Source organism: Loigolactobacillus backii, assembly GCF_001663675.1.
GTDB classification, from domain to species: domain Bacteria; phylum Bacillota; class Bacilli; order Lactobacillales; family Lactobacillaceae; genus Loigolactobacillus; species Loigolactobacillus backii.
The window spans coordinates 2473515-2487385 of the sequence record NZ_CP014873.1 but is presented as its reverse complement, the minus strand read 5'-3'; the positions used below and the strand labels follow the sequence as shown (position 1 = coordinate 2487385).

Genomic DNA, 13871 nt, shown 5'->3' with positions numbered 1-13871 from the left:
CCCGGTATGTTAATATTGGAACATGCAGATGAATTAAAATTTGAGCGAATTTAAAGAGGAGCGTTAAAATGGCTGATGCACTAAATTTAGTTGTTATTACTGGTATGAGCGGTGCAGGCAAAACCGTTGCAATGCAGAGCTTTGAAGATTTAGGCTATTTTTGTGTCGATAATATGCCACCGGGTTTACTTCCTAAATTTTGGGAACTGGTTAAAGAATCAGGTAAAGTCACTAAGATTGCCTTAGTGATTGATTTGCGATCACGTGCTTTTTACGATGAAATTAACGATATGTTGGCTAATTTGGACAACACTAGTTTTGTCACCACTAAGATTCTTTTCCTAGATGCTTCCGATGAAGAGTTAGTTTCCCGGTACAAAGAAACACGGCGCTCACACCCACTGGCAATGGAAGGCCGACTAATGGACGGCATCTCCAAAGAACGTGCACTACTGAATGAGATTAAGCAGCGGGCACAGTTAGTTGTGGATACAACCACTTTAACGCCCCGGGAATTACGCGAGAAATTATTTGAGAATTTTAAGTTAAAAGATGTGGCGACTTTTCATATTGAAGTTATTTCGTTTGGTTTCAAGTACGGGTTACCAATTGATGCCGATATTGTGATGGATGTCCGTTTTTTAACCAATCCTTACTACGTGCCCGAATTTAAACCGTTAACTGGATTAGACGAGCCAGTTTATAATTATGTTATGCAACAGCCTGCTACTGAGGAGTTTTATGAACGGTTTAGCGGACTCTTGCACACAATTATGCCTGGTTACCAAAATGAAGGAAAAACGAATTTGACGATAGCGATTGGCTGTACAGGCGGACAGCACCGTTCTGTTGCCATTGCCAAGCGGCTAGGGGCTGATTTAGGTCAGCAATACGCCGTGGAAGTCACCCACCGTGACGTTAATAAACGAAAGGAAACGGTGAATCGCTCATGACAAAGCACATTACAAATTATCGACAGCCACGAATTGTGGTGATCGGTGGTGGAACTGGTTTACCAGTTATCCTCAAAAGCTTGCACAAGCTCAACGCTGATATCACGGCCGTTGTCACCGTTGCAGATGATGGCGGTTCGTCGGGTATTATTCGGGATTACGTTAACGTCGTTCCGCCAGGTGATATTCGTAATGTGTTGGCGGCTTTGTCGAATTTACCACAACTTTATTTGGATATTTTTCAGTACCGGTTTAATAGTAATGACTCATTTCTGGCTGGTCACGCAATTGGTAATTTAATTATTGCGGCGTTGTCAGAAATGAAATCAGGAATCTTCGACGCAGTTCAGGAATTGTCAACGATGATGAAGATTGACGGGCACGTGTATCCAGCTAGTAATGACCCCTTGATTTTGAACGCTCATTTTTCTGATGGCAGCGATATTGCCGGCGAGGCGGAAATTACCGGTGCCGGTAAACAAATTGAACGTGTTTGGGTCACTTCAGCGCTAGGACAGAAAAAGCCTCACGCCGTTAAAGAAGTGATCAATGCAATTATGACCGCCGACATTGTTGTTTTAGGTCCTGGTAGTTTGTTTACAAGTATTTTACCCAACTTAATGATTGAGAATGTTGGAACAGCAGTTAAACAAACCAAGGCGCAGGTTGTCTATGTTTGTAACATTATGACGCAAAAAGGTGAGACGGAGCATTTTACGGATGCTGAACACGTTCGCGTTTTAAACCAACATTTAGGCGCTAATTTTGTTAATACGGTATTGGTTAATACCCAGCCTGTTCCAGACAATTATATGGATCACCAGAAGTACGATGAGTATTTGGTCCAGGTGCAACATGATTTTCACGGCCTACGTGAATTAAGTTGTCGCGTGATTTCGGACGATTTTTTAAAGTTACGTGATCATGGTGTTTTTCACGACGGCGATAAGGTAGCTCATGAGCTACTTCATTTAGCATCGCAGCCTTCTGAGGTGATAAAATGAGTTCTTACGCTAGCGAAGTAAAGAAAGAACTAACAACGCTTGAAGTGCACCGGGAACACGCCCGGGCGGAGTTAGAGGCCTTAATTCGAATGAATGGTTCATTAAGTATTTTTAATCACCAATTCATTTTAAATGTACAAACGGAGAATCCGGCAATTGCCCGGCGAATGTACACACTGTTAAAACAAAATTATGCAGTTGAAAGTGAATTAATTGTTCGCCGCAAAATGAAGCTCAAAAAAAATAATCTTTATATTGTCCGGTTAAAGCAGGGAACGAATAAAGTTTTAAATGATTTGCATATTTTGGATGGCATTTCAACGCTATCAACGTTGCCATCATTAGAGGTCCTTAATTCTGAACAAAAAATTCGTTCTTATTTGCGTGGTGCTTTTTTAGCTGGCGGTTCAGTGAATAATCCCGAAACAAGTCGCTATCACCTTGAAATTTACTCACTTTATGAAGAGCATAATCAAAAGGTTGCTGCTATGATTAATCAATTTGGCCTAAATGCTCGAACGACAGAACGACGGGGCGGCTTTATTGTTTATCTTAAAGAGGCAGAAAAAATTGCCGATTTTTTACAGTTGATAGGTGCAACGAATGCAATGCTTAAGTTTGAGGATATCCGGATTGTTCGTGATATGCGAAATTCAGTTAATCGCCTAGTTAACTGCGAAACGGCAAACCTTAATAAAACCATTGATGCGGCAACCCGCCAAGTTGAGAATATTAAGTATATTAGCGCGGTTGCTGGTTTGGATAGTTTGCCGGCTAAATTGCAAGAAATTGCGGTTTTGCGGCTGGGCAATCCCGATATAACGTTGAAGGAGCTAGGGGAAATGGTGCCTAGTGGTGCCATTTCTAAATCGGGCATCAACCATCGTTTACGAAAACTAAATGAAGTAGCGGATAATTTACGGCAAGGTAGAGCTGTTTCTTAATTAAAAAAGCGTGAAGTAAGGTACCATCTTGTGCTAGTCCACTGACTAACTACAATAATGGCACTTTATTTCACGCTTTTTATAGTAGCAACTTTTCTAGGGGCCAATCAATGACCGCTAACTTTATCAAGTTGGTCTAGAGTAAAGTTCGGAAATAAAAAGAGGCCAGGATTTTTATCCCGGTCTCCAATTAGTTAATGCTTATTTTTGGTTGACCATAATGCTGTCAATCAAACCGTAATCCTTAGCTTCTTGAGCGGTAAGGTAATTATCGCGGTCAGTATCTTTTTGAATTGTTTCAATTGGTTGACCAGTTGCATCAGCCAAGATTTGGTTCATCCGTTTGCGTGTTTTTAAGATTTCTTGGGCCGCAATTTCAATTTCAGTTTGCTGACCTTGAGCGCCACCAGAAGGCTGATGGATAAGTACAGTCGAATTTGGTAAGGCAAATCGTTTGCCCTTAGTACCAGCGGCTAATAAAACACTAGCCATAGAAGCTGCCATGCCCATTGCAATTGTTTGTACATCTGATTTTATAAAATTCATTGTGTCAAAAATTGCGAGGCCGGCGGTAATAACGCCACCTGGCGAATTGATGTAAATGGAAATATCCTTTTCTGAATCTTGTGCATCAAGGAAAAGAAGTTGAGCAATGATGGAGTTGGCCATCTGGTCATTAACTTCACCAGAAAGCATAATAATTCGATCCTTCAGAAGGCGAGAGTAAATATCATAAGAACGTTCGCCTCGTGAAGTTTGTTCAATGACTGTAGGTACTAACATAGTGTGACCTCCTAAGTGAATAATAGATTTCGATATAATTTTAGCACTCAATTAAGTGTAATGCCAGTTTAGTACATTGGTCAAAAAAGGTCAAATGATTTAACGCTAATTTTTTCTAAAGCAATGACGTTGTACCACAGGTAGAGAAAACGTATAATAATTACTAATGATACAACTCATTTTTAATTTTGGGTAATAAAAAAGCTGCCCGTAAAGGCAGCTTAACTGATGCGCCTGGAGGGAATCGAACCCCCATCTCAAGAACCGGAATCTCACGTGATATCCATTACACTACAGGCGCATAAGCAACACAGAATATTCTACCGGAATTATCCTCAAAACACAAGGTATAATCTAAAAGAATGTTGGGAGGAATTTTTATGCCGTTAAAACAGGCGATGAGCCAACAGCAAAAACAAGTACAAAAGCTTGTTATGACCCAGCAACTACAACAGTCAATCCAGATGCTACAGTTTAGCGTAGATGGGTTACAAAAGTTTCTTGAACAGAAAAGTCTCGAAAATCCATTGATTGAACTCAAGGCTGATTACTCTGGGGGAACAACTGCGAGTTCACTGACTGGCAATCGGACTGATAACTATATGAACGCAATTCCGGACACACCATCGTCATTGTTTGATTATCTGCTCCAACAAGTCCGGTTAACTTTGCGGGATACACCGCTGCGGGATCTCGTCTTATTTTTATTAGAGTACGTTGATTCTAATGGCTATTTAAAAATCTCCTTGGCCGACGCAACGGAAAAAACTGGCGCCGATCAGTTGCAACTCTTGGACGCTATAACTTTATTGCAACAACTTGATCCGCCTGGTGTTGGCGCACGTGATCTTCAAGAATGTTTATTATTACAGATTCAGGAAGATAATACTGCACCTAATTTGGCGTATATCGTTTTGGAGGAGAGTTTTAACGACTTCGTTGACCGAAACTGGGATAAAATTGCTAAGCGCTATCAAACAACGTTGGCAGAAGTTCAACATATTCTTGATTATATTCAGACACTGTCACCAAATCCAGGAGCCATTTTTACGCAAAATCAGAATAATTATATTATTCCCGATTTGTTGGTTCAAAAAGAGGCTAACAACCGGCTGAGTGTTAGGCCAACGCGTTCAGGAAGACCCCGATTAATGTTTCAACAACATTATTTTAACCAAATGGTACGGACTAAGGACCAAGAAGTAACCGACTATATGAAGGAAAAGAAACAAGAATTTGATTGGTTAAAGCGAAGTTTAGTGCAGCGTGGTGACACTATCTTACGTGTTGGTCAGGTTATTGTTCAACGCCAAATCGATTTCTTCTTACGGCCAGATCATCCGCTGCAGCCACTAATGTTACGGGATGTTGCGCAGACACTAGATTTACATGAATCAACGATTAGTCGTAGTGTGAATGGTAAGTATTTGCAGGCCGATTTTGGCGTGTTCGAACTACGCCATTTTTTCTCAAATGCAGTTGGTGGATCGGTGGGGGATCAATTTTCCGCCGATAATGTTCAACAACGGTTAAAACAATTGATTAACGCTGAGGATAAAAAGAAGCCATTGTCAGATCAAAAGTTAGTAAAACTTTTGGAAGAAAAAAATATTTCAATTTCCCGCCGAACCGTCGCAAAATATCGTGAAAGTCTTGGAATACCGTCATCTTCAAAAAGAAAACGGTTTTAAAAAAATGGTAATTTTTGAAGTGGTTTTTAAGCTAAGAATTATCGTTGCTAGAACCTTGCATTCATAATCAGTTTTGCTATAATACGAGTTGTGGTCTAAGTGGACAGAGAAAGTACTGTGCACTTTGTTTTTTGGCCATATTGGGTCGCTAGATGACACAGTGGGGAATAATTGTCCCACTAAGGAAGAGGATTGTGATGCACCAGGACTTAGCGCGGCTTGAAGCCTTAGCGCCTGATTTAATTCTTGTTGCCAAATTACGTTACCAGATACTCCAGAATATTTATTGGATGGCACCAGTTGGTCGACGAGTTTTAGCACAAAAGATTGGTAAAAGTGAGCGAGTACTGCGAACGGAAACAGATTTTCTGCGGGCACATAATTTGCTCAGTGTAACTAAGTCTGGTATGGTGCTGACTCAAAAAGGGCAAACAACTTTTCAAGGATTAGAAGCGGTGATGGATAATCTTCTTGGCGTCCGAGCTAAGGAGCAACAGTTAAGTGCCGTGTTGCAAATTGACCATTGCTTAATCGTGCCTGGTGATTCCGATCAGCAAACTAAAGTTCTTGATGATATGGGGAAATTAGTGAGCGAAACGCTGGACTTATTATTACCTAATGGCGATAATATTATTGCGGCGATGGGTGGCACAACAATGGCAAAAATTGCGGATACGCTGAGTCCCAAATTATCAGCGCACCGCAAGCTCACTTTTGTTCCTGCCCGTGGTGGCCTTGGTGAAGCCGTTGATATTCAGGCCAATGCGGTTTGTGCGCGAATGGCGTTTCACACTGGGGGGCAGTACCGAGTACTGTACATTCCGGAACACGTAAGTGAGCGCGCATACCGGCCACTGCTTGAAGAACCGGCGATTAAAGACGTGTTGGCACTAGTTGACAAAAGTGCCAGTGTGGTCCATAGTATTGGTGTGGCTGCTTTGATGGCAAAGCGCCGTAATATGCCACTAGCGACAATTAAAATGCTTGAAAAAGAGCATGCTGTCGGCGAAGCTTTTGGTTATTTTTTCGATGCAAGTGGACGGGTTATTTATAAGATTCCACGAATCGGATTACAGCTTCGCGACTTACAAAATATTCCTTGTGTGGTCGCTGTTGCAGGCGGGCAAAGTAAGGCCGTCGCAATTAAGGCCTACACAAAATTAGCACCTAAGCAAACGTGGTTAATCACTGACGAAGGTGCCGCAAACTTGATTTTAAAAGGGGTAACCCTTTAAAATAAATTTTTTATTTCCTAAAGGAGGAAATTTTAGTATGACTGTAAAAATTGGTATTAATGGTTTTGGACGTATCGGCCGTTTGGCTTTCCGTCGTATTTTCGAACTTGGTGCTAAATCAAATGATATCGAAGTTGTCGCAATCAACGATTTAACTTCACCTGCTATGTTAGCTCACTTATTGAAATATGATTCAACACATGGTACTTTTGCTGGCGAAGTTAGCGCTACTGACAATGGTATCGTCGTTGACGGTAAAGAATATCGTGTCTATGCTGAACCTAAAGCACAAGATATTCCTTGGGTTAAGAACGATGGTGTTGATTTCGTCCTTGAATGTACTGGTTTCTACACATCTAAAGCTAAAGCACAAGCTCATTTGGATGCAGGTGCTAAGCGCGTCTTGATTTCAGCTCCAGCCGGCAACGACTTGAAGACTGTTGTTTACAACGTTAATGATGATGTTTTAACTGCTGATGATAAGATTGTTTCAGCTGGTTCATGCACAACTAACTGCTTAGCTCCTATGGCTTACTTCTTAAACCAAGAATTTGGTCTTGAAGTTGGTACTATGACAACTATCCATGCTTACACTTCTACACAAATGTTACTTGACGGCCCAGTTCGTGGCGGTAACTTACGTGCAGCACGTGCAGCAGCTGTTAACACAATTCCTCATTCAACTGGTGCTGCTAAGGCTATTGGCTTAGTTATCCCAGAATTGAAGGGTAAATTACAAGGCCATGCACAACGTGTTGGTGTTGTTGATGGTTCATTAACTGAATTAGTATCTATCCTTGACAAAAATGTTACTGCTGATGATGTTAATGCAGCAATCAAGAAACACACTGAAGGTAACGAAAGTTTTGGTTACAACGCAGACGAAATCGTATCAAGTGACGTTATCGGCACTACATTCGGTTCAATCTTCGATCCAACTCAAACAGAAGTTACAACTGCTGGCGACAAGCAATTAGTTAAGACTGTTGCTTGGTACGACAACGAATATGGCTTCACTTGCCAAATGGTTCGTACTTTACTCAAATTCGCTACGCTTTAATTTAAAGTTTAACTAATTTAGTAATTAAAAGATCTTTAAAAAGGTGGAGGGAGGTAAACTTCCTCTACCTTTTTTCTTTTTATTCTGTTGCTCTTACGGATAAAAATTAAAAATCGCTAAATAATGTGACTTAACTAAGGATGAGAGCACTTAGTAAGTGGCGTTATTTACCCAAATAAAAAATTCATTTTGAAATTAAAATAGGAGGCTATCCTTCATGGCTAAATTAATCGTTTCTGATTTAGATGTAAAAGATAAAAAAGTTTTAATTCGCGTTGACTTTAATGTTCCAATTAAAGGCGGTGTTATTGGTGATGACAACCGTATTGTTGCGGCATTACCAACAATCCAATACGTTATCGATCATGGTGGTAAAGCAATCTTACTTTCTCATTTAGGTCGGATTAAGACTGATGAAGATAAGAAAGAATTAACCCTTGAACCAGTTGCAACTCGTTTAAGCGAAGCATTGAACAAACCCGTTACTTTTGTTCCCGTTAACGAAGGCAAACAGCTTGAAGATGCAATTAACGGCATGGAAGACGGTTCCGTTCTTTTGATGCAAAATACGCGTTTCCAAGATATTGACAATGATTTTGGTAAACGTGAAAGCAAGAACGATCCTAAATTAGGTGAATACTGGGCATCATTAGGTGATCTCTTCATCAATGACGCATTTGGTACGGCTCACCGGGCACACGCTTCAAACGTTGGGATTGCTACTGCAATGAAGGCTAAGGGCCAAAAGGTTGCAGCCGGCTTCTTAATGGAAAAGGAAATCAAATTCTTAGGTAATGCAGTTGATAATCCTAAACACCCATTTGTTGCTATTTTAGGCGGTGCTAAGGTTTCTGATAAGATCGGCGTTATCGATCATTTATTGAGTAAGGCTGATAAGGTTATCGTTGGTGGCGGTATGACGTATACGTTCTACGCTGCTAAGGGTATCAAGATTGGTAATTCATTAGTTGAAAAAGATAAGATTGATTTAGCTAAGTCAATTATTGAAAAGGCCGGCGACAAATTAGTCTTGCCAGTTGATAACATTGTTGCTGAAAAGTTTGATAATGATGTACCTAGCAAAGACGTTGAAGGCGATATTCCTGATGGCTATATGGCCCTCGATATCGGTGAAAAGTCAATTGCTAATTTTGAAGATGTTCTTAAAGACGCTAAGACAGTTGTTTGGAACGGACCAATGGGTGTCTTTGAAATGAGTAACTACGCTAAGGGCACGCTAGAAATTGGTAAGTTCTTAGGTACTTTAACTGACGCAACAACAATTGTAGGTGGTGGTGATTCAACCGCTGCAGTTAAACAATTAGGCGTTGGCGACAAGTTGACTCATATTTCAACTGGTGGCGGTGCTTCACTTGAATACCTTGAAGGTAAGACTTTACCTGGTATTGCGGCCATTTCTGATAAATAAGCATTAATTACTGATAAGTTTGGGATGAAAATTAAATTTTTGATCCCATTCTTGTTACATAAGAAAGGATGTTTCATATTATGCGTACACCAATTATCGCTGGTAACTGGAAAATGAACAAAAACCCTAAAGAAACAGCAGAATTTGTTGCTGGAATTAAGGGCAAATTACCTGAAACAACTAAAGTAGAAGCCGTTATCGGTGCTCCAGCAGTTGATCTTCAAACTTTGTTAGATGCCGCTAAAGGTACTAACTTACACATTGCTTCTGAAAACAACTATTTTGAAGACAATGGTGCTTTTACTGGTGAAACTTCACCAAAAGTTCTTGCTGAAATGGGTGTTAACTATGGCATTATTGGCCATAGCGAACGCCGCGGTTATTTCCACGAAACTGATGAAGACATCAACAAAAAGGCTCACGCACTATTTGATAATGGCTTAACACCTATTATCTGTTGTGGTGAAACTTTAGAAACTCGTAAGGCCGGTAAGGTTAACGAATGGGTTTCTGGACAAGTTACTGCTGCTTTAAAGGGCTTATCAGCAAAGCAAGTTGCTTCACTTGTTATTGCTTACGAACCAATCTGGGCAATCGGTACTGGCGAAACTGCTTCTCCTGCACAAGCACAAGAAGTTTGTCATTTAATTCGCGAAACAGTTGCTAAGTTATATGACCAAACTACTGCTGAAAACGTTCGTATTCAATACGGCGGTTCAATGAAACCAGCTAACGTTAAAGAATTAATGAGTCAACCTGATATCGATGGTGGGCTTGTTGGTGGAGCTAGCTTACAGCCAGATTCATTCTTAGAATTAGTTCATTATCAGGACTAGAAGGGTCTCAAAGGGTGCTGATTCCGAGAATTAACTACAACAGAAATCTGCCCTTTTAGACACGTTTAAACTATTCCTGATCGAGTGGCTTAAACAAGGGAAGTGGGACAAAAGTCGTTTTTGGGTTTACTGCGTAACGTAGACTAATCAAATAACCGTACTATGGTTATTCGATTAGTCGTAGTTAGGCACGTGAACCCAGACTTTTGGCGCACGTTCTAGGGTAACGTTCAGAAACAATGAGAGGCTAGGGGCTTTTGTCCCAGCCCCTTTTTTTGTACACTTTTTATCATTTGGGTTTTGTTCTATTTCAATCAATGGTATAATAAAAGGCAATGAAAGTTCGTTTGTAGAATAAACAACGAACAACGGATTTAATCAAAGGAGGTACTAGGGTGTACAATACAATTTTAACCCTATTGCTTGTTGTTTCTGTGTCGATCATTATTGCAGTTTTGATGCAACCTAGTAAACAGCAAGATGCATTAAGCGCACTGTCAGGTGGGACTCAAGAGATATCCGGCAAACAAAAAGCACGCGGTTTTGAGGCTTTTATGCAGAAAGTAACCGTCGTACTCGGTACTCTCTTCTTTGCCTTATCTTTGATATTAGCTTACGTGTCATCACACTAGTGAACTGACCTCCTGTTTTTATGGCAGGAGGTTTTTTTAGGTTTTTAACCGAATAAGATAGTGAAAATAAATTTGAATTAGTTAAAATACATGATGTATTTTGGAAAGAGGTTTAATTTGAAGAAGGACGAATTATTTGAAACGGAAGTCTTAAATTTCTTCAAGCAACACCAGAAGCATTTTTATACCGTTGAAGAGATTAATGAAAGATTAAATTTACAAGGGGCCAGTGCTTTTAAAGTATTGGTTCAGACTTTGACCAGTTTTGAGCAGGAAAAAGTGATTCGAACGGATAGTAGTGGTCGTTTTGCGATGCCAGAGCAGTTAAAAACCGTAGCAGGTGTATTTCACGCTAATGATCGTGGTTTTGGTTTTATTTCCTATGATCCTGAGTTACCAGATGTCTACGTTTCAGCCGATAACACTAATTATGCTTTAAATGGTGATGAAGTTGAGGCCGAGGTTATTAAGGCTGCTCAGCCTGGCAGTGGCAAAGGACCAGAAGGAAAGATTACCGCCGTTACTAAGCGTAATTTTACGCGCGTTGTTGGTGAGTTCACTGGTTTTCCACCAAGTGAGGTTCAAAAAGTACATCAATTTGGTTACGTTCATTTAACGCAAAAAAGTTTACAGGACGTACCGGTTTACATTTCAGATGCTGGTGTCCACCCAACAGATGGCGATATGGTTGTTGTTGACGTTACTAATTACCCTAGCACAGCGTACCCAAAGAGTATGCGTGGCGTTGCTTTACAAGATTTGGGTAACAAAAATGCGCCTGGTGTTGATATTCTTTCAATTGTTTATCGTCATGGGATTCCAACTGAGTTTCCAGATGAAGTCATGGCAGAGGCAAACAATATTCCTGCCGAGGTATTGGAAGAAGAGAAGACTGGCCGAAAAGATTTGACCGCTCAAGATTTTGTCACAATTGATGGTGATTCTTCTAAGGACTTTGATGATGCCGTTGTTGTTTGGAAATTGGATAATGGTAACTATCATTTAGGGGTTAGTATCGCTGATGTTTCGCATTACGTTACACCGGGAACAGCACTTGATCAGGAGGCCTTTGATCGCGGTACTAGTACTTATTTGACGGACCGGGTTTTACCGATGTTACCAGAACGATTGTCAAATGGTATTTGTTCCTTAAATCCACAAGTTGAACGTTTAACGATGACTTGTGAAATGGAAGTTAACCCACAAGGCGAAATTATTGATCGCGCAATTTTTCCAAGTTACATTAAGAGTTCTGCCCGAATGACCTATAATGAGGTCAACCAAATACTTGATGACAAAGATGATGCTGTTCGGTCTGAATATGCTGATTTAGTACCAATGTTTGAAGTAATGGGTGAATTACACAAGATTTTACGCGATATGCGTCATCGGCGTGGTGCCATTGATTTCGATGAACCTGAAGCAGAAATTATTGTAGATGAGAATGGTAAGCCAACCGATATTAAAATGCGCGAACGTGGAACTAGTGAGCGGATGATTGAATCCTTTATGTTAGCGGCCAACGAAACGGTTGCTGAACACTACAGTAAAATGCACGTACCATTTTTATACCGGGTACACGAAACGCCGGATAGTGAAAAAATGCGCAGATTTTATGAATTTATCAATAATATTGGGGTAGTTGCTAAGGGTGATATTGAAAACATTACCCCGAAGATGTTGCAAAAAGTCCTTGAAAAAATTGATGGTTCAGCACTTCAACCAGTTGTTCAAATTATGTTGTTACGTAGTTTTAAACAGGCTAAATATGCGGATCAACTGTTAGGTCACTTTGGAATTGCGGCCAAGTATTATACTCACTTTACGTCACCAATTCGCCGTTACCCTGATTTAATGGTCCACCGTTTAATTCATTGGTACCAAGAAAATGGTACTAATGAAGAGGCACAGGCTAGATTCCGCGATGATTTAGATGGCATTGCAACGCACAGTTCCGAAATGGAACGACGGTCGATTGATGCCGAACGGGATACTGATAGTTTGAAGAAATGTGAATATATGTTACCGCAAGTCGGTGAAGAGTTTGACGCAGTGGTCAGTTCAGTAACGAAATTTGGTTTATTTATTGAGTTACCGAATACCGTTGAAGGTTTAGTGCATATTTCAACGATGGATGATGATTACTATAACTTTGTTGAAAGTTATTTAGCGATGGTTGGGGAGCACACTAAGCGTACTTATCGAATTGGCCAAGCAGTTCGGGTTAAGTTGACTAACGTTGATCTGGAACAAAGTCAGATTGATTTTAAATTATTGCCAGACGAGAATACGCCAACTAGTGACCTTGGTGATTTGGTTGAACGACCAAAACCACGGCGCACCTTTAATCACCGTGGTCAAAATGATCGCAACCACAGTAATAATCGAAATGCTAAAGGGCGTAGCAATAATAATACGCACAATAGTAATAATCGGCGGCGGCCACAAGCCGGTGGTAGTGGCAATCATCCACGGATCAGTCACACTAATCAAAGTCAGCAAACCAGAAAAAAATAGCCTTAAGTAGTGAGGTGAAGACTAGTGGCGAAACAACAAAAGAAGCAAGATAACGTGTTAGCGCAGAATAAAAAAGCGCGCCATGATTACAGTATTTTAGAAACTTACGAGGCCGGCGTTGCGTTAACCGGGACCGAGATCAAATCAGTCCGGGCTGGCCGCATGAATTTAAAAGATGGTTTTGCTCGGATTCACAGTGATGAACTTTGGCTTGAAAATGTTCACATTAGTGCTTATGCGCAGGGTAATCAATTTAACGTTGATCCGTTGCGTAATCGAAAGTTATTGTTACACAAAAAAGAGATTCGTAAACTGGGTATTGCAACTAGTAGTGCGGGCATTACTTTAGTGCCGCTGCGAGTTTATTTAAAACATGGCTTTGCGAAAGTTCTAATTGGTGTTGCCAAAGGGAAACATGAGTACGATAAGCGTGAAACGATTAAACGTCGTGAGCAAGATCGTGAATTACAACGTGTTTTAAAGAGTCACCGTTAATTTAGCGGTGACTTTTTTTGTTGATTTTGATTAAAAATACGCACTAATTTTCTCATTAATTATCGGTTCCCGGCGCGATTATTTCGATTAATAATTGATATTTCTTGAAAATAATGAGAATTTACTGCAGAATTGCACATTAATGACACTATTTGAAAAAAATTAATTAAAGCCTTATCATCTACACTTACTATCCAAAATGAATATGCTATAGTAATTTTGTGGAGGTGTTAGGATGTGCTTAATAAGCCATGTGCAACACATCTGTACGGGATATTGGCGCCAAAAGATT

General features: G+C 40.3%; 12 protein-coding genes and 1 tRNA gene. 11 read left to right on the top strand and 2 right to left on the bottom strand.

The annotated features are described in order from the left end of the window. The first annotated feature begins 68 nt into the window (after positions 1-68). Genes rapZ through whiA form a run of 3 tightly spaced genes read left to right on the top strand, consistent with a single transcriptional unit; the run spans position 69 to position 2901 of the window. Positions 69-953 (top strand): RNase adapter RapZ, encoded by an 885-nt coding sequence (gene rapZ, locus AYR53_RS11310; protein WP_068225299.1) that lies wholly within the window; start codon positions 69-71, stop codon positions 951-953. Further along, positions 950-1957 carry a gluconeogenesis factor YvcK family protein gene (locus AYR53_RS11305; protein WP_068225298.1) on the top strand — a complete coding sequence of 336 codons (1008 nt, stop codon included), beginning with the start codon at positions 950-952 and terminating at the stop codon, positions 1955-1957. Before rapZ ends, AYR53_RS11305 begins: the two co-directional genes overlap by 4 nt. Next, complete coding sequence (gene whiA / locus AYR53_RS11300; RefSeq protein ID WP_068280276.1) at positions 1954-2901, top strand: DNA-binding protein WhiA; 948 nt, start codon at positions 1954-1956, stop codon at positions 2899-2901. Before AYR53_RS11305 ends, whiA begins: the two co-directional genes overlap by 4 nt. Before the next feature lie 201 nt (positions 2902-3102). On the opposite strand, the gene clpP is transcribed toward whiA, so the two are convergent. Both clpP and AYR53_RS11290 read right to left on the bottom strand, forming a co-directional pair. Next, a complete protein-coding gene (clpP, locus tag AYR53_RS11295) occupies positions 3103-3684 on the bottom strand; it encodes an ATP-dependent Clp endopeptidase proteolytic subunit ClpP (RefSeq protein WP_068225295.1) in 582 nt (193 codons plus the stop codon). Between the two features lie 229 nt (positions 3685-3913). After that, positions 3914-3985: transfer RNA gene (locus AYR53_RS11290), tRNA-Arg, on the bottom strand. A gap of 79 nt (positions 3986-4064) precedes the next feature. Between AYR53_RS11290 and rpoN the strand changes: the two genes are divergently transcribed. From rpoN to smpB, 8 genes are all read left to right on the top strand, one after another. Beyond that, a complete protein-coding gene (rpoN, locus tag AYR53_RS11285; RefSeq protein ID WP_068225293.1) occupies positions 4065-5375 on the top strand; it encodes an RNA polymerase factor sigma-54 in 1311 nt (436 codons plus the stop codon). 197 nt (positions 5376-5572) lie between these two features. After that, positions 5573-6610 carry a sugar-binding transcriptional regulator gene (locus tag AYR53_RS11280; protein WP_068225291.1) on the top strand — a complete coding sequence of 346 codons (1038 nt, stop codon included), beginning with the start codon at positions 5573-5575 and terminating at the stop codon, positions 6608-6610. A gap of 37 nt (positions 6611-6647) precedes the next feature. Continuing rightward, on the top strand, positions 6648-7670 hold the full coding sequence (gene gap / locus AYR53_RS11275) for a type I glyceraldehyde-3-phosphate dehydrogenase (protein ID WP_068225289.1): 1023 nt from the start codon (positions 6648-6650) through the stop codon (positions 7668-7670). A gap of 217 nt (positions 7671-7887) precedes the next feature. Beyond that, a complete protein-coding gene (locus AYR53_RS11270; RefSeq protein WP_068225287.1) occupies positions 7888-9099 on the top strand; it encodes a phosphoglycerate kinase in 1212 nt (403 codons plus the stop codon). Between the two features lie 80 nt (positions 9100-9179). Next, positions 9180-9935, top strand: a complete 756-nt coding sequence (gene tpiA, locus AYR53_RS11265) for a triose-phosphate isomerase (RefSeq protein ID WP_068225285.1) — start codon at positions 9180-9182, stop codon at positions 9933-9935. A gap of 395 nt (positions 9936-10330) precedes the next feature. Beyond that, positions 10331-10567, top strand: coding sequence for a preprotein translocase subunit SecG (gene secG, locus AYR53_RS11260; RefSeq protein ID WP_068225283.1), 237 nt, complete (start codon positions 10331-10333; stop codon positions 10565-10567). A 117-nt stretch (positions 10568-10684) separates the two neighbouring features. Then, the gene (gene rnr / locus AYR53_RS11255; protein WP_075168880.1) at positions 10685-13084 is read left to right on the top strand and encodes a ribonuclease R; all 2400 of its coding nucleotides are present in this window, start codon (positions 10685-10687) and stop codon (positions 13082-13084) included. A 24-nt stretch (positions 13085-13108) separates the two neighbouring features. Then, complete coding sequence (gene smpB / locus AYR53_RS11250; RefSeq protein ID WP_068225279.1) at positions 13109-13579, top strand: SsrA-binding protein SmpB; 471 nt, start codon at positions 13109-13111, stop codon at positions 13577-13579. Positions 13580-13871 lie beyond the last annotated feature (292 nt).

What these genes read in the sequence shown, in the direction of transcription:
- clpP (WP_068225295.1), bottom strand. Translation starts at nt 3,684, where the DNA reads ATGTTAGTACCTACAGTCATTGAACAAACTTCACGAGGCGAACGTTCT.
- rapZ (WP_068225299.1), top strand. Translation starts at nt 69, where the DNA reads ATGGCTGATGCACTAAATTTAGTTGTTATTACTGGTATGAGCGGTGCA.
- AYR53_RS11305 (WP_068225298.1), top strand. Translation starts at nt 950, where the DNA reads ATGACAAAGCACATTACAAATTATCGACAGCCACGAATTGTGGTGATC.
- tpiA (WP_068225285.1), top strand. Translation starts at nt 9,180, where the DNA reads ATGCGTACACCAATTATCGCTGGTAACTGGAAAATGAACAAAAACCCT.
- rpoN (WP_068225293.1), top strand. Translation starts at nt 4,065, where the DNA reads ATGCCGTTAAAACAGGCGATGAGCCAACAGCAAAAACAAGTACAAAAG.
- AYR53_RS11270 (WP_068225287.1), top strand. Translation starts at nt 7,888, where the DNA reads ATGGCTAAATTAATCGTTTCTGATTTAGATGTAAAAGATAAAAAAGTT.
- gap (WP_068225289.1), top strand. Translation starts at nt 6,648, where the DNA reads ATGACTGTAAAAATTGGTATTAATGGTTTTGGACGTATCGGCCGTTTG.
- AYR53_RS11280 (WP_068225291.1), top strand. Translation starts at nt 5,573, where the DNA reads ATGCACCAGGACTTAGCGCGGCTTGAAGCCTTAGCGCCTGATTTAATT.
- whiA (WP_068280276.1), top strand. Translation starts at nt 1,954, where the DNA reads ATGAGTTCTTACGCTAGCGAAGTAAAGAAAGAACTAACAACGCTTGAA.